Annotated in this window: 18 protein-coding genes; 11 read left to right on the top strand and 7 right to left on the bottom strand. The window is 72.1% G+C overall.

Translation table 11 applies throughout. The features are described 5' to 3' along the window. Nucleotides 1–4 precede the first annotated feature (4 nt). From TBR22_RS10580 to TBR22_RS10550, 7 genes are all read left to right on the top strand, one after another. Nucleotides 5–907, top strand: a complete 903-nt coding sequence (locus tag TBR22_RS10580) for a PstS family phosphate ABC transporter substrate-binding protein (protein WP_239492947.1) — start codon at nucleotides 5–7, stop codon at nucleotides 905–907. After that, entirely contained in the window at nucleotides 904–1794 is an 891-nt protein-coding gene (gene pstC / locus TBR22_RS10575) for a phosphate ABC transporter permease subunit PstC (protein WP_239492946.1), read from the top strand. Before TBR22_RS10580 ends, pstC begins: the two co-directional genes overlap by 4 nt. Next, a complete protein-coding gene (gene pstA / locus TBR22_RS10570) occupies nucleotides 1791–2639 on the top strand; it encodes a phosphate ABC transporter permease PstA (protein ID WP_239492945.1) in 849 nt (282 codons plus the stop codon). Before pstC ends, pstA begins: the two co-directional genes overlap by 4 nt. A gap of 65 nt (nucleotides 2640–2704) precedes the next feature. Further along, nucleotides 2705–3448, top strand: coding sequence for a phosphate ABC transporter ATP-binding protein PstB (gene pstB, locus TBR22_RS10565; protein ID WP_370651508.1), 744 nt, complete (start codon nucleotides 2705–2707; stop codon nucleotides 3446–3448). Next, complete coding sequence (gene phoU, locus TBR22_RS10560; protein ID WP_239492943.1) at nucleotides 3448–4128, top strand: phosphate signaling complex protein PhoU; 681 nt, start codon at nucleotides 3448–3450, stop codon at nucleotides 4126–4128. Before pstB ends, phoU begins: the two co-directional genes overlap by 1 nt. Nucleotides 4129–4245: 117 nt before the next feature. Then, nucleotides 4246–4437 carry a DNA gyrase inhibitor YacG gene (locus TBR22_RS10555; RefSeq protein ID WP_239492942.1) on the top strand — a complete coding sequence of 64 codons (192 nt, stop codon included), beginning with the start codon at nucleotides 4246–4248 and terminating at the stop codon, nucleotides 4435–4437. A gap of 25 nt (nucleotides 4438–4462) precedes the next feature. Beyond that, nucleotides 4463–5749 carry a citrate synthase gene (locus TBR22_RS10550; protein WP_239492941.1) on the top strand — a complete coding sequence of 429 codons (1287 nt, stop codon included), beginning with the start codon at nucleotides 4463–4465 and terminating at the stop codon, nucleotides 5747–5749. Between the two features lie 146 nt (nucleotides 5750–5895). On the opposite strand, the gene TBR22_RS10545 is transcribed toward TBR22_RS10550, so the two are convergent. Together TBR22_RS10545 and TBR22_RS10540 are read right to left on the bottom strand one after the other, a co-directional pair. Further along, the gene (locus tag TBR22_RS10545) at nucleotides 5896–6216 is read right to left on the bottom strand and encodes a hypothetical protein (RefSeq protein ID WP_239492940.1); all 321 of its coding nucleotides are present in this window, start codon (nucleotides 6214–6216) and stop codon (nucleotides 5896–5898) included. Continuing rightward, a complete protein-coding gene (locus TBR22_RS10540) occupies nucleotides 6213–6512 on the bottom strand; it encodes a hypothetical protein (RefSeq protein ID WP_239492939.1) in 300 nt (99 codons plus the stop codon). The genes TBR22_RS10545 and TBR22_RS10540 overlap by 4 nt, the downstream gene beginning before the upstream one ends. A 137-nt stretch (nucleotides 6513–6649) precedes the next feature. On the opposite strand from TBR22_RS10540, the gene TBR22_RS10535 reads away from it, so the two are divergent. From TBR22_RS10535 to TBR22_RS10520, 4 genes are all read left to right on the top strand, one after another. After that, nucleotides 6650–7315, top strand: coding sequence for a rhomboid family intramembrane serine protease (locus TBR22_RS10535; RefSeq protein ID WP_239492938.1), 666 nt, complete (start codon nucleotides 6650–6652; stop codon nucleotides 7313–7315). A gap of 76 nt (nucleotides 7316–7391) precedes the next feature. Then, nucleotides 7392–8222, top strand: a complete 831-nt coding sequence (locus tag TBR22_RS10530) for a helix-turn-helix transcriptional regulator (RefSeq protein ID WP_239492937.1) — start codon at nucleotides 7392–7394, stop codon at nucleotides 8220–8222. Between the two features lie 28 nt (nucleotides 8223–8250). Then, on the top strand, nucleotides 8251–9159 hold the full coding sequence (locus TBR22_RS10525) for an alpha/beta hydrolase (protein WP_239492936.1): 909 nt from the start codon (nucleotides 8251–8253) through the stop codon (nucleotides 9157–9159). Continuing rightward, nucleotides 9149–9616, top strand: coding sequence for a nuclear transport factor 2 family protein (locus TBR22_RS10520; RefSeq protein ID WP_239492935.1), 468 nt, complete (start codon nucleotides 9149–9151; stop codon nucleotides 9614–9616). The genes TBR22_RS10525 and TBR22_RS10520 overlap by 11 nt, the downstream gene beginning before the upstream one ends. Here the strand turns inward: TBR22_RS10520 and TBR22_RS10515 are convergent. The 5 genes from TBR22_RS10515 to TBR22_RS10495 form a co-directional block, all read right to left on the bottom strand. Further along, nucleotides 9600–11480, bottom strand: coding sequence for a sulfatase (locus TBR22_RS10515; RefSeq protein WP_239492934.1), 1881 nt, complete (start codon nucleotides 11478–11480; stop codon nucleotides 9600–9602). The genes TBR22_RS10520 and TBR22_RS10515 overlap by 17 nt on opposite strands. Before the next feature lie 169 nt (nucleotides 11481–11649). Further along, nucleotides 11650–12651, bottom strand: a complete 1002-nt coding sequence (locus TBR22_RS10510) for a hypothetical protein (RefSeq protein ID WP_239492933.1) — start codon at nucleotides 12649–12651, stop codon at nucleotides 11650–11652. Further along, the gene (locus TBR22_RS10505; RefSeq protein ID WP_239492932.1) at nucleotides 12648–14870 is read right to left on the bottom strand and encodes a hypothetical protein; all 2223 of its coding nucleotides are present in this window, start codon (nucleotides 14868–14870) and stop codon (nucleotides 12648–12650) included. Before TBR22_RS10505 ends, TBR22_RS10510 begins: the two co-directional genes overlap by 4 nt. Nucleotides 14871–14872: 2 nt before the next feature. After that, the gene (locus TBR22_RS10500) at nucleotides 14873–18517 is read right to left on the bottom strand and encodes a DUF4175 family protein (protein WP_239492931.1); all 3645 of its coding nucleotides are present in this window, start codon (nucleotides 18515–18517) and stop codon (nucleotides 14873–14875) included. Beyond that, on the bottom strand, nucleotides 18514–20397 hold the full coding sequence (locus TBR22_RS10495) for a BatA domain-containing protein (RefSeq protein ID WP_239492930.1): 1884 nt from the start codon (nucleotides 20395–20397) through the stop codon (nucleotides 18514–18516). Before TBR22_RS10495 ends, TBR22_RS10500 begins: the two co-directional genes overlap by 4 nt. Nucleotide 20398 lies beyond the last annotated feature (1 nt).

Here is a 20398-nt window from a genome sequence, read left to right as displayed (position 1 = left end):
CCTCGTGACCATCGCAGCGGGTGCCTGCCGGCCCGCCCCGGCACCGGCACATGCGGTGATCACCATCGACGGATCCAGCACCGTCTACCCGCTCGCCGAGGCGATGGCCGAGGACTTCCGGCGGGCCGAGCCAGGCACGCGGGTGACCATCGGCGTGGCCGGCACCAGCGGCGGGCTGCGTCGCTTCTGTCGCGGCGAACTCGACCTCGCGACCGCATCGAGGCCCATCACCCGGCAGGAAGCCGCCAGCTGCGAAGCGGCCGGCGTCCGCTTCATCGAGGTCCCCATCGCCTACGACGGCATCGTCATCGCGGTGCACCCGTCCAACACGTGGGTCGACGCCCTGTCGATCGCGGATCTGCGGCAGCTGTGGCGCCACGAAGCGCAGGGTCGGCTGGTGCGGTGGGCACAGTGGAAGCCGGGATATCCGGACCGCGAGATTCACCTCTTCGGGGCGGGCGTCGACTCGGGCACCTTCGACTACTTCACCGGCGTGGTGACTGGCGCCCCCCGCGACAGTCGGGGCGACTACACGGCGAGCGAGGACGACAACATGCTCGTGCAGGGCGTGGCGACCGACCCCGACGCGCTCGGCTACTTCGGGTTCGCGTACTACGAGGCCCACAAGGAGTACCTGCGGGCCGTGCCGATCCGGGCGCGCGACGACGGCGAGGCGGTGGCGCCGACGCGTGAGTCGATTCGCACCGGCGTCTACCGGCCACTCGCCCGGCCCGTGTACTTCTACGCGAGCGTTCGCGCGCTGGGCCGCGACGAGGTGCGGCGCCTGCTCGACTACTGCATGACGCATGGGCCGGAACTTGCCGAGGACGTGGGCTACGTCCCGCTGTCACCCGCCGAGCAGGCCGACGCCCGCGCGCGTCTGGCGCGGGAGCGGGTCCACTCATGACCGGGCGCACGCGCGTGATCCTCGAGGGGCTCGTCGAACGGGCTCTGGCCGCCTGCGCGGTGCTGTCGATCGCGGTGACGGCGGGCATCGTCATCGTGCTGGCGTGGGAGGCGGCGGCGTTCTTCCGCGAGGTGTCGCCAATCGCGTTCCTGACGGGCCGCACCTGGACGCCGCTGTTCATCGACCCTCAGTACGGGGTGCTGCCGTTGGTGGCCGGGACGCTGCTGGTCACCGCCATCGCGCTGCTGGTGGCGGTGCCGGCCGGCCTGGTGAGCGCCCTGTACCTGTCGGAGTACGCGCCGGGACGCGTGCGCCGCGTCGCCAAGCCCGTGCTCGAACTGCTCGCGGGCGTGCCGACCGTCGTGTACGGCTACTTCGCGCTGCTGTTCGTCACGCCGATGCTGCGGACGGTGCTCCCGGGCATGTCCGGGTACAACGCGCTCGCGCCGGGGCTGGTGATGGGCCTGATGATCCTGCCGCTCGTCTCGTCACTCTGCGAGGACGCGCTCTCCGCGGTGCCGCGCGGATTGCGCGAGGCGGCCTTCGCGCTCGGGGCCACCCGCCTGCAGGCGGCGGTCGGCGTCGTGCTCCCGGCGGCGGTGTCCGGCGTCGCATCGGCCGTCGTGCTCGCGGTGTCGCGGGCCATCGGCGAGACGATGATCGTGGCGATCGCCGCAGGGCAGCAGCCGCGGCTGACGGCCAATCCGCTGGTGCCCGTCGAGACGATGACGGCGTTCATCGTGCAGGTCAGCCTCGGTGACGTGCCGGCCGGCACGCGGGAGTTCCGGACGATCTTCGCCGTCGGCGCCCTGCTGTTCTGCGGCACGTTCGTGCTCAACCTGTGCAGCGACTGGCTGCGGCGTCGGCTGCCGGGAGTGACGCCATGACCGGCGCGGCGGGACACGACCGCGGCTTCCACGCGCTGGGCCTCGCCGTCCTCGCTCTCGCGTTGCTGGGGCTCGGCCTGCTGCTCTGGGACGTGGCCCGCGACGGCGCGGGACGTCTGTCGTGGGCGTTCCTGACGGGGTTTCCCTCGAGACGGGCGGCGTCGGCGGGCCTGCTGCCCGCGCTGGCCGGCAGCGTGTGGATCGTGGTGCTCGCCGCGGCGATGGCGGTGCCCATCGGCCTCGGCGCCGCCATCGCGCTCGAGGAATACGGCGGGCGGGGACGCGGGTGGCGGCTGATCGAGATCAACCTGGCGACGCTGGCCGGCGTGCCGTCGATCATCTACGGTCTGCTCGGCCTCGGCGTGTTCGTGCGGGCGCTCGGCATGGAACGAACGGTGCTGTCGGGCGCGGCCACCCTGGCGCTGCTCATGCTGCCGCTGGTGATCATCACGGCGCGCGAGTCGCTGCGGGCGGTGCCACGCGACCTGCGCGAGGGATCGCTGGCGTTGGGCGCCACCAAGTGGCAGACCATCTGGCACCAGGTGCTGCCGGCGGCGCTTCCGGGCGTGCTGACGGGCGTGATCCTGGCGGTCGCACGGGTCATCGGCGAGGCGGCGCCGCTCATCGTCGTCGGCGCGTTGAGCTACGTGCCGTTCGTGCCCGACGGCCCCCGCTCGCCGTTCACGGCGTTGCCGGTGCAGATCTTCGCGTGGGTGTCGAGGCCGGGCGCGGGATTCCGGACCAACGCTGCGGCCGCCATCCTCGTGCTGCTGTTCGTGCTGCTCGTGCTCAACGGCCTGGCCATCTGGGTGCGCGACCGATCGAACCGCCGGAGGACGGCCTGATGGGTCCGCAGCACCCGTCGCGGCTGTCGGCGGCGACGCGCATCGAGGCTGGCGCGCCGCCCAAGATCGAGGTCCGCGACCTGAGCGTCAGCTTCGGCGCGATCCGGGCCCTCGACCGCGTCGCGCTCGCCGTGCAACCCCGCACGGTCACGGCGTTGATCGGTCCCTCCGGCTGTGGCAAGACGACCCTGCTGCGGTCGCTGAACCGCATGAACGACATCGTGCCGGAGACCCGCGTCGAGGGCACGGTGCTGCTCGATGGCGGGTCGATCTACGGCCCCGGCACCGACGTGGTGGCCCTGCGTCGCCGCGTCGGGATGGTGTTCCAGCGCTCCAACCCGTTCCCCCGCTCGGTGTTCGAGAACGTCGCCTACGGGCTGCGCGTCAACGGCGTCACGGAGCGCCGCGAGGTGGCCGAGCGGGTGGAAGAGAGCCTGCGCGCCGCAGCGCTCTGGGGTGAGGTCCGCGACCGCCTGCACGCTTCGGCCTTGTCGCTGTCGGGCGGCCAGCAACAGCGCCTGTGCATCGCGCGGGCGCTGGCCGTCCAGCCCGACGTGTTGCTGATGGACGAGCCCGCCTCGGCGCTGGACCCCATCGCGACGCAACACATCGAGGAACTGATTCACACGCTCAAGCGGGCCTACACGATCGTCATCGTGACCCACAACATGCAGCAGGCGGCGCGCCTGTCGGACGTGACGGCCTTCCTCTGGCGCGGACAGGTGGTCGAGTGCGGCACCACGGCGGACGTCTTCACCGCGCCGCGCGAGAAGCTCACCGAGGACTACGTGACCGGACGGTGCGGATGATGGTGAACGAACCCACCACCCGGCTGGTGCCGCAGGTCCAGGAACACCTCGAAGCGCTGAAGGAGCGGCTGCTCGTGATGGGCGGGCTGGCCGAGGAGCAGGTGCGGCTGGTCACGGCGGCGCTGGTCGAGCGCGATGTCGATCTTGCCGCGCGCGTGCAGGCCAGCGACGAGCCGCTCAACGCCCTGCACAAGGAGATCGACCAGCGCTGCGTCCGGGTGCTGGCGCTGCACCAGCCCGTGGCGATCGACCTGCGCGCCGTCCTGGCCGCCGTCAAGATCAACACCGATCTCGAGCGGGTGGGCGATCTGGCGGTCAACGTGGCCGAAGCCGTCCAGCGCTACCTCCAGTACCCCCCGGTGGAACTGGCCGACCGCATCCCGCGCATGGCCGCGCTGGCCCAGCACATGTTGCGCGATGCCCTCGACGCCTACGTGCGGCAGGCGGTGCCCCTGGCCGAGCACGTGCTTGACACCGACGACCTCGTCGACGACCTGAAGGACGCGGTGTCGGCCGACCTGCTGCCCGTGATGCAGGCTGCCCCGGACCTGATTGCCCCGGCCCTCGACGTGATCCTCGTCGCTCGCCATCTCGAACGCATCGCCGACCACGCGACCAACATCGCCGAGGACGTCATCTTCATGGTGTCGGCCCGCGACGTGCGGCATCACGGACCGTAGCAGGCGTCGGTCGGAGTCGGCAAGCGGGAGTCGGGAGTCGGCGGGGACGTTTGAGGGCCGACGCCCGTCACAGGATCATGGCGCGCGGAACGTCTCCGCGGCTGCTACGATGGCCCCGTGCCCGAGCCCGACCTCTGTGTATACTGTCGCAAGCAGCCGGTGGACCCGCGCTGGCAGCCGTTCTGCAGTGAACGGTGCCACTTGCTGGATCTCGCCCACTGGCTCGACGGCGACTACCGCGTCGAGGGTCCGGCGGATGGCGCGCCGCCAGACATGGAGCCGGACGACCCCGAGGCGGCCGACCTGTAGGCGCCTCCCCCGCTGAAGCGACGCGATGGCTGACACGCTCACAATCACCGACAACCGCACTGGCAAGCAGTACGAGGTGCCCGTCACCGACGGCACGATCAAGGCCATCGACCTGCGACAGATCAAGGTCGACGATGATGACTTCGGGTTGATGACGTACGACCCGGCCTTCACCAACACCGCGTCCTGCCGCAGCGCGATCACCTACATCGACGGCGACAAGGGCATCCTCGAGTACCGCGGCTACCCGATCGAGCAGCTGGCCGAGAAGTCGACCTACCTCGAGGTGGCCTACCTGCTGGTGTTCGGCGAACTGCCGACCGCCGCGCAGCTGGCCGAGTGGATCGACGGGGTCACCACGCACACGCTGCTGCACGAGAACATCAAGCACCTGATGCGCGGATTCCGGTACGACGCGCACCCGATGGGCGTGTTCCTCAGCACCGTGGGAGCGCTGTCGACGTTCTACCCGGATGCCAAGAAGGTCCACGATCCGGCCATCCGCCTGAGCCACATCAAGAAGCTGATCGCCAAGACGCCGACCATCGCCGCTTACGCGTACCGTCACTCCACCGGGCGCTTCTACGTCTACCCGGACAACAACCTCTCCTTCGCCGGCAACTTCCTGAACATGCTGTTCAAGATGACCGAGGCCAAGTACGAGGTGAACCCGGTCCTCGAGCGTGCGCTCGACATCCTCTTCATCCTGCACGCCGATCACGAGCAGAACTGCGGCACCAACGCCATGCGGGCGATCGGCAGCTCCGAGGTCGACCCCTATTCGGCGATGGCGGGAGCCGCCGCGGCCCTCTACGGCCCGCTGCACGGTGGCGCCAACGAAGCCGTGCTGACGATGCTCCGGCAGATCGGCAACAAGGCCAACGTCCCCGACTTCATCAAGAAGGTGAAGGCCGGCGAGGGACGCCTGATGGGATTCGGCCACCGCGTGTACAAGTCGTACGACCCGCGGGCCAAGATCATCAAGAAGACGGCCTACGAGGTCTTCGACGTCACCGGCACCAGCCCGCTGCTCGACCTGGCCCTCGAACTCGAGCGGATCGCGCTCGAGGACGAGTACTTCGTCAAGCGCAAGCTGTATCCGAACGTCGACTTCTACTCGGGCCTCATCTACGAGGCGCTCGGCTTCGCGCCCGAGATGTTCACGGTGCTCTTCGCCATCCCCCGCACGGCGGGCTGGGTGGCGCAGTGGGACGAACTGCACCGCGACGCCGACCAGAAGATCGCCCGGCCTCGCCAGATCTACACGGGCCACCGCACGCGCGACTACGTGGCGATGGACAAGCGCCAGTAATTCGAAACTGAAATTCTGAAATTCACGGGGCGAGGGCCTGCCGGCCTCTCGCCTCGTTGTGTTTCGGCGCGTCGGAATGTTCGCGCGGGGAAGGCCGAAGGCCAAGCCGCCGAGCATTTCAAGTTCCAGATTTCAAATCACCCGCGTCAGTCGTCGAGCAGGCCGCCCGGACGCCCCGGCGACTCCTCGTCGGTCGACGGGCGCGTCGCCAACCACACCGAGAACGCTCCCAGCACGAACACGACGACGGCCCAGCGCGTGGCCTCGTTGATGCCGTTGCGAATGGTGCCGCGCATCCGGTCGGGGAGTGACGCCGGCGGCCCGAGCCGCAATTCGTGGCGCGCCTGATCGAGCAGGTACTGCTTCTCGCCCCGGCTCACGAGCAGTCCGAAGATGCCGTTCCACACCAGGAACGCCGTGAACAGGCAGAGCCCGTACGCCAGCCGCCGCGCGCGACGCGTCGTCATCCGCGGATCCCCCGGCCGCGACGCCGACGCACCAGCGTCCGCCAGGCCAGCACCACGAGCGCCAGCACCATGATGGTGTAGCGCACCCAGTCGGGCACCGTCCCCGTCTGCACCTGGCCCATGAACAGCGCGGCCAGGATCAGGATGATCAGGCCGATCACGAGCATCAATTGCCGCCCGCGAGCCGGCGGCCGCGCCGGAGCGTGCCTGGGCACGAAGGTCGCCTGGCCACAGCGATAGCAGATGAGCGCCTTGTCGGCGATCTCGGTCCCGCAGGTCGTACAGGTCTTGGGCATGGAAGCGGCAGTCGGCAGTCGGCAGTGGGCAGTGGGCCGTCGGCGGCAGTCGGCGGTCGGGCCCTCGACGGGGGGCCGGCAACAGGGCCTTGCGCCTGGCGCGCGGGACCGCCGAACTCCGAGTCTACAATGACTCGGTGCTGCCCATCCGCGACGTCATCCCCTCGCGAACGACGCCGTTTGTGACGATGGCGCTCATCGCGATCAACGTGGCGGTCTTCCTGGCGATGCCGGGGAGCGACACCCCTGAGTACGAGCCATTCCTGCGCGCGTGGGGACTGACGCCGGCCGCCTTCACGTGGCCGGCCGTCGTGACGGCGATGTTCGTGCACGCCGGGTTCGGGCACCTCTTCAGCAATATGCTGTTCCTGTGGATCTTCGGCGACAACGTCGAGGACCGGGTGGGGCACCTGCGGTTCCTGGTGTTCTACGGCTTGTGCGGCCTGGCGGCCGCGCTGCTGCAGGTGGGGATCGAGCGCGGATCGACGGTGCCCATGGTCGGGGCCAGCGGTGCGATCGCGGGGGTGCTCGGCGCCTACCTGATCATGTTCCCGCAGTCACGCGTGCTCACCTTCGTGTTCGTCACGTTCCTCGAGGTGCCGGCGTCGCTGTTGCTCGGCCTCTGGTTCGCCACGCAGTTGCTGAGCGGGATCGGCGCACTCGCGGTAGTGCGGCCCGAGGACATGGGCGGCGTGGCGTTCTGGGCCCATGCTGGCGGCTTTGCCGCGGGTGCGTCGCTCGTGTTGCTCTTCCGGCGCCCCGAGCGGATGCGCGTGGAGTGGTGGGACCAGGTGGCAGGCTAGAGCCGCAAGCCGTGACGACGGAGGGCCGCGCCCTGTCGCACGCCCCTCGGAGGCTGAGCGATGCACGGAGTCCACGGTGCAGGATGAGCGCGCCCATGCGCTCGAGCGCGTGCGACTGTTGTCGCGTCCGTCCGATGACGTGACGGAGCTCGTCTGGGCGGCCCCGGCGCGACGCCGCTTTCCCGCCCGCCTGACCGGCACGGTCGGCCTGTGCGTGAAGATGGGCCCGGCCCACGTCGTCCAGGCCGAGGGACGCGTGCTCGACTACCCGGCCGACGCATTGTGCGTGCGCGCCCCCTCCGTGGTCTGGGCGTGCGACGACACCGGTCCGAGCGGGTTCGTCTCCATCGACATCGACGCAAGTCGCCTGCCGGCACGTCAGCCGCGCCGCATGGCCTTCGCGAGCCCGGAGGCCGGACGGACCGCGCTGGCACTGATGCGCCGGGTGTCGGACCAGCACCAGCCGCCGCTCGCCCGCGACGAAGCCGTGGCCGCCCTGGTCGCCCTGGCGACGACGGTCCTCGGTGGGCGTGGTGATCCCGATCCGGTGGAGCCGCGCGTGCGTCTCGAGCGGATTCGCGCCTTCCTTCACAGCACACTCGATGCGCCGGTGTCGCTGGCTGACCTGGCCCGCGCCTCGGGCCTGCACAAGGACGTGCTCGTGCGGGCCTTCCGGCGCGCGTATGGCATCCCCCCGTACCGGTACCACCTGCTCGCCCGCGTCGATCGCGCGCGGGTCGCGCTCTCGCGCGGCATGCTCGTCGCCGATGTGGCGACGGCCCTGGGATTTGCCGACCAGGCACACCTGACCCGGGTCTTCCGTCGGGTCATGGGGATGCCACCGGGCGCGTATCGGCGCCGGCTGCACACAGGGCCGGCGCCCAGGTCGATTTCGTTCAAGACCTGACGGTGGGGCGTGCTGTCACAGTACGCACATGACCGGTCAGTTTCCTGTCCTGTTCGATTCGGGGGGCGTGCCTCTGGCCGGCCTCCTGCACGCGCCCGAGGCGGGATTGGCCCCCGGCACACCGCTCGTCATCGTCACCGGGTCGTGGCTCACCGTGAAGGAGCAGATGCCGGCCGTCTACGCCCGGCGGCTCGCCACGGCAGGCTATGCCGCGCTGACCTTCGACTTCGCCGGCTTCGGCGCCAGCGGTGGCTCGCCCCGGCAGGTCGAGATGCCGACGCGCAAGATCGGCGACATCCGGGGAGCCGCCGATTTCGTGCTGCGGCAGTGGGGCCTCTCGCGTCCGCTCGGCCTTCTCTCCATCTGCGCCAGCGCCCAGTACGCGCTGGCGGCGCTGGCCGCGGGCGCTCCCATCCGGGCCTTTGCCAGCGTCGCAGGCTGGTACCACGATGCTGAGACCGTGAAAGCCTTCTATGGCGGCGACCAGGGCGTGGCCAGCCGGCTCGCCCGGGCGGCGGCCGCCGCGCAGGCACTGGCGGCCGGCGAGTCTCCACGCCTGGTGCCGGCGTATGCCGACGGCGACGATCGTGCCGGCATGTTCTTTCCCGTGGACTACTACGCGCGCCCGGAGCGCGGCGCGGTCGCGACGTGGCGCAACGAGATGGACGAGATGAGCTGGCTGCACTGGCTCACGTTCGATGGCCTCGGCGCGGCGGCGCGCGTCTCGACACCCACGCTGTTGGTGCACGGCGACGGCTGCGTGCTGCCCGCTCACGTGCGGCAGGTGCACGACGCCTTGCAGGGTCCGCGGCAGCTCGCCTGGGTCGAGGGGCAGCAGACCGATTTCTACGATGACCCGGAGCACGTGGATCGCGCGCTGGCGCACGTGCTGCCCTGGTTCGCCGACACGCTTCGCGGAGGGCCGCATGCTGGATGACCGTGCGCGGCTCCTCGACCTGGTCGCGAGCCTGGCCCTCGCCATCGACATGCGGCGGTGGGACGACGTCCTCGACTGCTTCGCACCGCGGGTGCGGGTGGACTACACGTCACTCTTCGGCGGGGAGGCGGCCACTCTGACGCGCAACGACCTGGTTGCGGGTTGGCAAGGGCTCGTCCCGGGGTTCACGCGCACGCAGCACACGATCGGGTCCGTCTTGGTACGCGTGGACGGCGGCGGAGCGAGCGCCCTGGCGCCAGTGATCGGACACCACTTCCTGACCGATCCTTCCCCGCCGGACGGCGACTGCTGGGTCGTCGGAGGCCGGTACGAGTGGACGTTCACCCGTGCCGATGGCACGTGGCGCATCGACGCGATGACGCTGGCCGCCGCCTGGCAGCAGGGCAACGCCGCCCTGCCCCAGCTGGCGCGCGAGCGCCTCAGCGCATCGGCGTGACCGCGGCAGCCTGCTCGCGCAACCGCAGGGCCAGGCGCGCGATGTACTCCTGTTCGCGCGCCGGCACGTCCTTGCCCGGCGCGGGCGCGGCGGCCGCAGCGAGGCGGATCGGTGCTGCGAGGTCGCCGAGGGCCACCAGCGTGTCGAGCGCCAGCATGGTGGCGTGGTGTCCCACGGCACGGTAGTCCAGCAGCGCCGACAGCGATTCGAACGCCCGCGCGCGGGCCTGCGGCGAACCGTGGCGCACCAGGGCGTCTGCCGCCGCGACGCGCGGTGCCACGTCGTCGGTCAGCAGTGCCAGCAGCGCGGCCTCGTGCGCCGCCACAGCCGACGCGCCGAGCAGGCGCAGGCCGGTGGCACTCCAGTACCGCACCGCGGCATCCCGGTCGCCCAGCCCGCGGCGCAGCGTCTCGGCGGCCCCGGCATCGCGCATCGACGCCATCCAGGCGTGCTCGAGAACGCGTTCCACCGGGAACGCCGTCCCATCGCGTCCCAGGTCGAACGCCGTGCGCGTGCCCCGGCGGCGGTGCATGTCGCCCTCGGGCAGCAGGCCGAGGTCACGCGAGGCGATCAGGTGACGGCGGAGTGCGGCGCGGCATCGCTCCAGCGCCGCCCGGTGGGCGGGGTCGCCGGCGAGGTTGCGGACGGCATCCGGATCGGCACGGAGGTCGTAGAGTTCCTCCGGCGCCTTCTCGCGCCAGAACGAATCCTGTGCCGGCGTGAGCTGCCCGGCGTCGTGCCTGGCCTTCCACACCTGTGTCGTCGGCGTCTCGAACATGTAGGCGAGGTACTCGCCCTGCCTGCGATCGGGACGGAAGTTGCGGATGTAGAGATACCGGCCGTCGGTGATGGCGCGCGACATGTCGACGCGTTCGTCCATCCGATCCCGGCCGGCCTGCAGCCACGCGCGCGGCGACGCCGCGAACGGTCCCATGAACGCCTGCCCCTGCATCCAGGCCGGCGGGCGGATTCCTGCCGCGCTGAGCATCGACGGACCGAGATCCATCAGGCTGACCAGTCGGTCGAGCGCCTTGCCGGCGCTGTACCCCTCGGGTGCCAGGTGCCTGAAGCGCTGCGGGACGTGCACGATGAGCGGCACGTCGAGGCCCGCTGGATACAGCCAGCGCTTGCCTCGCGGCAGTCCCACGCCGTGGTCGCCCCAGTACACGACGATCGTCGACTCGGCCAGCCCGTCGGCCTCGAGTTCGGCAAGGCGCGCCTCGACCTCGCGGTCCATCTCGGTCAGCTTGTCGTAGTACTGGGCCCAGTCCTGCCTGACCTCTGGCGTGTCGGGGTGATAGGGCGGCACCCGCACCTTCGCCGGGTCGTGAACCGCGGTGTGCGGACGTCGCCGGATCTGGCTCTCGTGCGTCGTGACGCTGTTGAAGACGGCGAAGAAGGGCTGGCCAGGTCGCCGGCCACGCCAATGAGCGGTCTTCGACGAGTCGTCCCAGGTGCCGGCGGGCGTCGGGTGGTTGTAGTCCTCCTTCACGTTGTTGGACGTGTAGTACCCCGCCGCGCGCAGCAGTGCCGGAAACATCGGCATGTCGCCCGGGAGCGGCACCTCGCTGCGCATGTTGTGGCCGCCGGTGGTCTGCGGAGACAGGCCGGTGATGATGGCGGTGCGTGACGGCGCGCACACCGGCGCGGCGGCCCAGGCGCGCGTGAACCGCACGCCGCGGGCGGCGAGCCGGTCGAGCGCGGGCGTGGTGGCGTACGCGTCGCCGTACGCGCCGAGTTGCGGCCCGTTGTCCTCGCTCGAGAGCCAGAGGATGTTGGGCTGCTCCTGAGCGAGCGCGATCGACGCCGTCGCGAGGAGGGACACGAGCACGAGGGCCTGGATCAGGAGCCTTCGAGTGCACATGGGGCGAGAGGCTATCACTTCGGGCTCGGGGCTCGGGACTCGGGACTGAGGACTGAGGACTCAGGGCTGAAGGCTGAGGGCTCAAGGCTCAGAGAGCATTCTGAATGGACTCGGAGCCGCGGCGCTCGTGCCGGAGCTGGCCTGGGGTGCTCGAGCCTCGAGCCTCGCTCTAGCTCTTGAGCCGACGCCTGATGTCGCGCGACGTGCGGGCGATGTCGACGATGATGCGCTCGAGTTCGCGGGCGTAGGCGTCGTCGGGCATGAACCCCTTCTTGCGTCGGAGTTCGTCGAGCTCGGTCTCGAGCGTGTTGCGTCGGCCGATGAGCAGCGTGACGCTGGGGTCGCCCGTGGCGGTGGCCGGGTCGGGATCGAGGAACACCCGGCTGGCCAGCAGGCCGTCGTCGCCCGCCTTGGCCAGGTCGCGGCCGACGCCGTCGCCGGTGTCGTCGAGCAGTGCCCGTTCGACCGACAGCTGACCGCGCTGCTGGTAGTAGCGCTTGGACGCGTCGGCCGCGTAGGCGAACGCTTCCCAGATCGAGATGCGCCCGTCCTTGTCGAGGTCGGACTCTGCGGCCTCGGGCGTGAACGCCGCGACGAAGTGCTCCCCGAACACGGTGTCGTACTTCTGCTGCGGCGAATCGGTGGCGGTGACGACCACGCGGTTGGGCGCCGACAGGGCCGCGAGGAACGGAAAGCTCGCGCTGGCGGTCTGCACGAACACCACGCGCCCTGGCATGCCCTGCAATGCGTCGCGCCAGTCGCGCGCGGTCAGGTCGGGGCCCACGAGGTTGAACTTGGCGTCGACGCCGTCGAAGGTGCCGTGGCCGAACAGGACGATGAGCAGCGTGTCGTCGGCGCCCTGCGCGGCCTTCAGGGTCGCCAGCGCCTGCCGGAGATTGACCGCCGTCGAGGCCTGCAGGCCCTCGCCGGCCTGTTCGGCGAGCACCGTCACGCGCGAGGCGGGCACGCCCAATCGCGTCGTGAGCTGCGTGACCAGGGTCTCGCGCCACTGCTTCTGGCGCGCCGCGTACTCCTCGCTGCCGGCGGCACCCGAAACCACGAGCACACGCGACTGAGGCGGCCGCGGCGGCGCTCCCTGGCCGTACGCAGTCGCCGCAGCCAGCCACAGGCCAACGCCGACCACCCCGGTCATCAGCACTCGCGGACTCATCGCAACCCCCATCGTCGGCGCAGTGCCCACTCGGTGCCGAGCACCATGCAGAGCCCCAGGAAACTCCAGCCATTGTGCCAGAGGTCGCGTTCGACGAGACGCGCGGTGGGCGAGGCGGCTGCCTTGCGGATCAGCGCCGGAAGCCCCTCGAGATCGCTCCGGTCGAGGCGGGTCCCTCCGGTCGACTCGGCGAGCCGCTGCAGCAGGGCGTCGTTGCGTCGAGGGTCCACGAACTCGGGGTCCTGCCCGCCGGCGAACACCTGCACGCTGCTGCGGCCGAGCGAGGCGCCCGCACGCTGCGCCTCGACGTCGAGCCGGTGCACGCCGGCATTCAGCGTGAGCAGCGTCGCGCGGTAGAGGCCGGGCTCGCCGGCGTCGAGCACGGCCGGCAGCGTCCGCGTCGCGCCCCCCGGCTCCTCGACGCGCACCTGCACGTTCGCATCACCGATGGGCTCGAATTCCGGCGAGACGACGCGCACGGCGATCGGCGTGGGCGCACCGATCGAGGGGGCCTCGACCTCGACGGCGACGCGGGCCGGCGCCTGCACGGCGAGCCACCGCAACGCCTGGCGCCAGAAGGTCTCGTACGCGAGGTTGCTGGCCGGGAGTCCCATCCGCCATCGCCACGCGCCCTCGCCGGTGAAGACGAGCGTGCGACCGCGCCCGGCGCGCTGCACGGCGACCAGTGGCTGCGGTTCCCCTGCCGGGCCCGACACCATCGCGAGAATCTCGGCCCCCGGCCGCGGGCGACCGACCGCCGCCGCCGCGGCCAGCGACGGCAGGCTGCTCCACGGCGAGACGGAGGCATCGCTGCCGGGCGCCGGCGTAAGGGTCATCACCGGGTGCCGCTGCCCTGCCGAGGTCAGATCGATCCGGGTTCCCTGCCGCGAACTGGCCGCCGCGGCCGCGTTGATGGCGCCCGCGCCCCGCGCCTCGACGCCGAGCACGCGCCCGAGCTCGGTGCCGATCACGCCGCGCTCGCCGAACGAACGCGCGCCGATGATCGCCAGACCGCCGCCCCGCTGCTCGACGAACGACAGCAGCATGTCGAGCTGCGCGCGGCTGAGGAAGTCGGCCTCGACGTTGCCGAGCACGATGGCCGCGTACCTGAACAACTGCTCGCGGGTCTTCGGGAACCCGTCCACGAGCGCCGCGGTGCGCGACGCCGCGCCCTGCACGTAGAACGTCGGATCGCCGTTCTCCTTGCGGCCCTTGCGCACGACGATGTCGACGTCGAGGCCGGTGTCGCGGGCGAGCGCGCGCGTCAGGAAGTTGTGCTCGAAACCGGGAGCGCCCTCCAGGATCAGGACGGCGTGCGGCTCGCCAGGCGCTGGCACGAACACCGTCCCCCGGTTGTTGGCCGCGGTGAGCTCGCCGGCCACCTCGGCGACCTCCACGCGATACTCGGTGGCGGCCGTCCGCGGCGGCGTCACGCGGAAGCGTTCGCGCACGGGTTGGCTGTTCCCGGGCAGGCGCACCTGCCGGACCTCGAGCGGCCGGCCGTTCTCGAGCAGGCGCACGTCCACCGTGTCGCGTGGACCGTGCGACACCAGGCTGGCCGTCACCTCGGCCACCGAGTCGACCACGGAGACGTCGCTCACCGCCACATCGCGGACCTCGCGATCGATCACGCTGCCCGCCGCGCCGACGCCGATGGTGAAGACGGGCAACGTCCCCGGCGAGGGCGGCACCGGCGTGGAGGCCGCTCCGTCACTGACGAGCACCATCCCCACGAACTCGCCGGCCGCCGCGCGCTCGGCCATCGCCGAGGCCGCGCCGGCCAGATCGGAGCCGCGACCGCCGCCGGTGAGCGCGTCTTCCGAGGGGATCTCGCGGAGCGCGTCGGCGGCCGCGAACACGCGCAGGTCGAAGTCGCCCTGGAGCAGGGGTCGCAGGCGGGTGGCGACCAGTTGGCGGGCTCGCTGCAACCGCGTCTCGGTGCCCTGCGCGTCGGGCAACTGCATCGAACGCGAGTCGTCGACCACCACGGCGACGGCACGGCCGGTGGCGGCGGGCGCCGGCTCGAGACGCACCGGGCGCATCAGGATGATCGCGACGCCGGCGAGCGCCAGGGTGCGCAGCGCCACCAGCAGCAGCCAGCGCCCGGGCGAGAGGACGGTGCGCGCGTGCCGGTACGCGGCGACCGCGAAGAGCACGAGCGCCAGGCCACCGACTCCCCAGGCCCACGGTGGCAGGGCATGCGCGAACCGGATACCCAACGTCAGCGGGACTCCGGGCGTCGGCTCAGCGACTGGTAATAGCGCACGACCGACTCGGCGTAGCGGTCGGGGACCTTGTCGCGCAAGGGGGCCTGCACCCGCTCGGCCGCCTCACGCTCGGCGAGGCGCTGGGCGATCGACGCCTCGTAGCGGTCCATGGCGTTGGCGACGCCCTTGCGCAACGACTCCCACCGGGCGAAGTCCTGCTTGAAGGCCTCGGTGCCGGGGGCAGAGCGACTGAACTCGTGGCCCTCGGGCGTGGCCATCCGGCCACCGCGGTCCTGCCCGCCGTCGCGCCCCTGCACCATGCGGGCGGCGTCCTGCAGCTCGCGGGCGTACTCCTGCTGCAGTTGCCGCAACTGCTCGAGCGTGTCGCCGGCCTGGCCTCTCCCCTGCCCCTGCGCCGAGCCGCGCGAGCCGGCCTGCGACGCCTGTTGATCGCCACGCGGCCCTTGCTGTGCGGCACTGGAACTTCCGCGCTGCCCCTGCTGGCCGTCGGCACGCTCCTGCTGGCCGCCCTGCGTCGGGGCCCCGTTGGCCTCGCGCTCCGCCTGCTGCGCCAGCTGAGCGATCCGATCCTCGAGCGAGCGCAAGCGATCGCGGAGATCCCGTGCGTCGGACAGCCGCTCCGAGAGCGCCTGCGTCTCGCCGGTGCCGCGGCCGCTCGCCTGCCCGGCCAGCGCCGACACGCGGTCGAGGACGCGCGCAGCGTCGCGCTGCTGCCGGGCCAGGTCGGTGCCCTGCGGCGTGCCGCCCTCGCGCAACTGCCGCGCGGCCTGCTGCAACTGCTCGGCAGCCTTGCTGCGCTGCAGTTCGCGCGAGGCCTGCCCCAAGGGGTCACGTGCCGGGTCCGCCCCGCGGGCGAGCTCGCGCACCTGCCGCTCCAGTGAAGCCACACGGTCGGCGAGGCGCCCCTGCTCACCGGCCAGCTGGCGTCGCCGCTCGTTGGCCGACGCGCCGCTCTGGGGCTGGCCGAGCTCGCCCGCCTGCTGCGCCAGCTGGCGCTGGGCCTCCGCGAGCTGCCGCGCCTCGAGCTGCACGTCGCCGGCCGCGCGCTGCCGCTCGCCGGGAGTGCCGGCCTGCAGCGCGCGCTCGGCGTCGCGGAGGGCCTGTGCCGATCGGGATCCGCGCGCGGCGGCCTGTTCCGGCGACTGCTGCTGCAGCTGCGAGGTGGCTTCGCCCATCTGCTGTGCCGCCTCGCGCAGGCGATCACGCGACGCGTTGGAGGCCCCCTGCGACTGCCCACCGCCGGAGGACGCCTGCTGGCCCTGTTGCCCTTGCTGGCCGCGCGACTGTCCGGACTGCTGCCCCTGCTGGCTGGCCTGCTGCTGGCCGTTCTGCTGCTGCTCGCTGCCCTGCTGCCCCGCCTGGGCCGACTGCTGGGACTGCTGGGACTGCTGCCCGTTCTGCATCTGCTGGGCGAGCTGCTGCGCCTCCTGCTGCAGCCGCTGCTGCTCGCGCGTCAGCCGCTCGAGGCGACGCTTTGCTTCTTCCGCAGTCAGCTGCGAGCGCTCGCGCGCCAGCTGCTGCTGCTCGCGCGCCAGGTCGTCCTGCCGGCGCGCCAGCTCGCGGATCCGATCGAGGGCCGACTGGCCCTTGGTGGCCTCCTGGCGCGACTCGACGCTGCTCTGCTGCTGGTAGTTGGTCTGCTGGCGCATCAGCTCCTGATCGAACAGGGCCGAGAGGTCCTCGTTGCCGGTGCGCATCCGACCGCTGCCCTGCCCGCCCTGCTGGCGTGCCAGCTGCCGCCGCCGGATCTCCGCTTCGGCCTTCAGTAGCTCGTTGAGGGCGGTCATCTCGTGCGTGATCGCGCTGCGCGTGTCGAGCTTGTCGAGCTGCGCCACGGCGCGGTCCATCGCCTCGCCGGCTGCCTGCAGCGGTACCGGGGGCGCCTCCGCCTCGGCGGGGTCGACGCCCCGGCGTCGGCGCGGCGAGGGAGACGGTGCGCCGCCGGCCCCGGCCGCCTGCTGCCGCAGCTTCTCGCGCACCTCGGCCTGGGCCCGGCCGACCGCCTTGATGTCGGTGGCCGAGCGTCCGCCGGCCGCGCGGCGTTCGAGCTTCCACGTCGCCGACACGACGTCCTTCTGCGCGGCCACCAGGTCGTCCATCTCGCCGCCGCCCCCGCCACCACCGGCCATCGCGCTGCTCTGCGCCGCCGTGAACTCCTGGGCGGTCGGCTTGACCTCGAGGAAGAAGATGTCGCTGCGCGCCTCGGTCGATCGCTTGCCCCGGCCGATGTCGCGCGCCCGGGCGTAATAGCTCACGAAGTCGCCCGGCTTGACGTCGAGATCCTCGAGGTAGATGGTGTGCGCGCCGCTCACGGCCGTCGCCCCGCCGCCGCCCAGCGGCACCACCTTCTCGGGCCCGCCGCGCACCGCGTAGACGAGCTCGAGCGCCTGCACGCCGTAGTCGTCCTCGGCGCGCGCCTCGAGCCGGACCTCCTCGAGGCGAGTGGCCCCGCGGTCGCCGGCCGGCCTGATGATGCGGACGTCGGGCGGACGGTCGTCCATCACGCGCACGAAGTACTCGGTCTCGTCGCCGTTGGCGATCGCGTCGATGTCGGTGAGGGCGATGCGATACGCGCCATCACGCGCGACGGTGAACGCCACCTCGCCGGCCTTGTCGCCCACCAGCGACAGCGGCAGCGCGCGCGCGCCCTCGCCATCGGTGGCGCGCAGCTCGGCGGCACGCAACGCCTTGCTCGTGCGCACCCGCACGGTGACCGTGGTGCCGGCCGGCGCATAGATGTCGCCGGTGTCGGTCTCGGTGCGCGGCTTCAGTCCGGAGAACGACGGATACACGTACGAGAGGTCGATGCCCTCGACGCGCGGGCGGTCGAGCGCCTCGACACGATAGCGGTCCGATCGCAGCCCGCCGGCGACGACCCGGTACGAGAAGTCGCGATCGACCGACGGGATGCGCACTTCGTACACGCCGTCGGGGCGACGCGTCAGGGCCCCGGCCGCCCGGACCCCTTCGCCTTCCACCTGCAGCGTCGGCGCGGCGACGTCGAGATCGCGCGGCGCGCCCTCGACCGCCGCCGTGATCGTCAGCGGCGTCCCCTTCACCAGTCGCTGGGCACCGGGGGTGACGCGCAGCGTGAGCGACGGCGGCGCCACGACGAAGCGCGCCGTGCGCGCCGCGCGCACCGCCGTCGGCGCGGCCAGTCCCGCCGCGACGAGTACCGAGGCCACCGCCGCACCGGCCCAGAGCATCGCCCGGCGCCGGTCGTCGGGGTCGATGATCCGCGCCTCGTCGAGGCGCGCGAGCGCGTCAGCGGCATCGGCCTGGACGATCGCGCCGAGCGGGCTGCGCTCGACGGCGGGGTCGAGGGCCGTCCGCAACGTCGCCTCGAGCTCGGGGCACTGCTCCTCCACCAGGCGCGCCATGCGTTCGGCTGCCGGGTGAGCCAGCGCGCGTCGGCGCATCCACCATGCCGCTGCGGCGACGATGCAGGCCACCAGCGCCCCGGAAGCCAGCAGCGGCCAGCGCCCGAGGGGCCGGAGACGGTCGACCAACGCCCACGCCAGCAGCACGCCGGTGACCACGGCGGTCGTGCGCGCCACCACGCGCAGCCAGCGTACGCGCCACCACGCCACGGCAAGGCCCTCGAGCGATCGGCGGACCGGATCCAGTGCAGGACTCACGACACTCCCTCCGTGGCGACACGGGGCCGGCGGGCGAGCACGCTCTCGACAAGGAGCGTCAGCCCGAGCAAGGCGATCCCGTAGCGCCACCATCCCTGATCACGCTCGAGCCGTACGGCTTCCACACGCGCGACGCGCGCCTCGTCGGCCGGCGGCCGCGCGATGGCCTGTGCGAATTCCTCGACGCCGATGGCGGTCTGGTCGGCCTCCGAGACGTCCACGTTGACGGCCGCCTCCTGCCCGCGGGGGCCGACGGGCCAGATGCCGGGGCGCTGGTACCGCGGATCCTCGATGGTCGCCAGCGCGACGCGCTGCCCCGCGCCATCCCCCAACAGGTGTCGCGCCAGCTCGCCGATCAGCGGCACGAAGGCGGCCTGCACCGGCAGGTTGTTCCACTGGCGACCGAGGTCGGTCGCCAGCACCAGCAGGTGCCCGGCTCCGACGCGCGCCTCGGCGATCGCGGGTCGGCCATTCGAGAAGCGCACGATGGTGCTGGCCGGCGCGGCGACCCCCATGTCGCACGCGTCCGCCACGTCGGTCCGGGCCAGATCCTGGCGCGCCTCGCCGAGCGCGGCGAGCATCGGGTGGCGGGGATCCTCGACCACCAGGCTGCCGGGCGGCCCCTGTCGGTCGTTGCGCCCGCCGAGCGTGATGCCGAACGGGCGCGTCACGACGTCGGCGACGCGTGGGTCGAGGCCGGGACCGCAGGCCACGACGAGGCGGCCGCCGTCGCGAACGAAGGGTTCCAGCGAGGCCACCGCGCGCCTGTCGATGCCGGTGGCCGACAGCCAGATCACGAGGTCGCCGGCACGCTGGGCCACCGCGTCCCGACCGAACGCCGCCGCGCCGGTGGCCACCTGCACGGTGAAGCCTGTGGCCGCCGACGCCCCGAGCGCCCCGAAGGCCCGGTCCACGAAGAGCGCGCGGGGGCGATCCACCTCGTCGCCGACCAGCACGTGCACGCGAGTCGGAGCCGTGTCGCGCAGCACCGCGAAGCGCTGGTCGTCGGCCGGGAAGCCGCCCTCGTGTCGCACGCGCGCCACGAAGCCGCCCGGGGCGTGCGGGCCCGGAAACACGAGTTCCCGGGACACGCCGCCGTCGAGCGACACCTGCTGGGTGGCGCCGCCGCCGTCGAGGCGGCCGAGGGTCACCGTCAACTCGGCGGGCACCTGCCCGGCGTTGCTCACCACGACGCGCGCCTGCTCACGCGACACCACCAGGTCGCGCAGCAGGACGTTGTCGACCCGCGCGCCGACCGCCCGCACGTCGAGCCGGACGTTGTCGGGCAGGCTCGTCGTGCCGCGCGACCAGCCACCCGCCTGCATGTCGGTGACCAGGACGATGCGCCCGGCGCGGCCGTCGAGCAGCCCGCGGGCCGCCTCGAGGGGACCGGCGTATCGCGTCGCGCCGGGACCGGCCTGCAGCGTCGCCAACTGCGCGCGTACGGCACCGTGATCGGTGCTCGGCTCGGCCACCACCTGCGCACGGTCGGCGAAGGTCACCAGGCCGACGGGCGTCGAGCCGGGCAACTCGTCGAGCGCGGCGGTCGCCGCCCGGCGCGCCGCGTCGAGGCGTCCGGGAGCCCCCATGCTGTAGGACAGGTCCATCGCGATGACGACCGGCGGCACGACGGGGACGTCCCCGCGCAGGTACGGCCGCGCGAACGCCAGCGCCAGCAACGCAAGGGCGATCACGCGCAGGAGCAAGAGCCAGGGATCCTGAATCCGCTGGCGCTCCTGCCGCTCGATCGTGCGCTTCTGCAGGAAGCGCACGGCCGTGAACGGCACCGGCGGCGCAACCTCGCGACGGAACAGGTGCAGCACGATCGGCACGGCGATCGCGGCGAGCCCGGCGAGGAAGATCGGCGCGAGCAGGCCCATC

It is taken from the genome of Luteitalea sp. TBR-22 (assembly GCF_016865485.1).
Classification (GTDB): Bacteria; Acidobacteriota; Vicinamibacteria; order Vicinamibacterales; family Vicinamibacteraceae; genus Luteitalea.
This window is presented reverse-complemented; position numbering and strand designations above follow the sequence as displayed.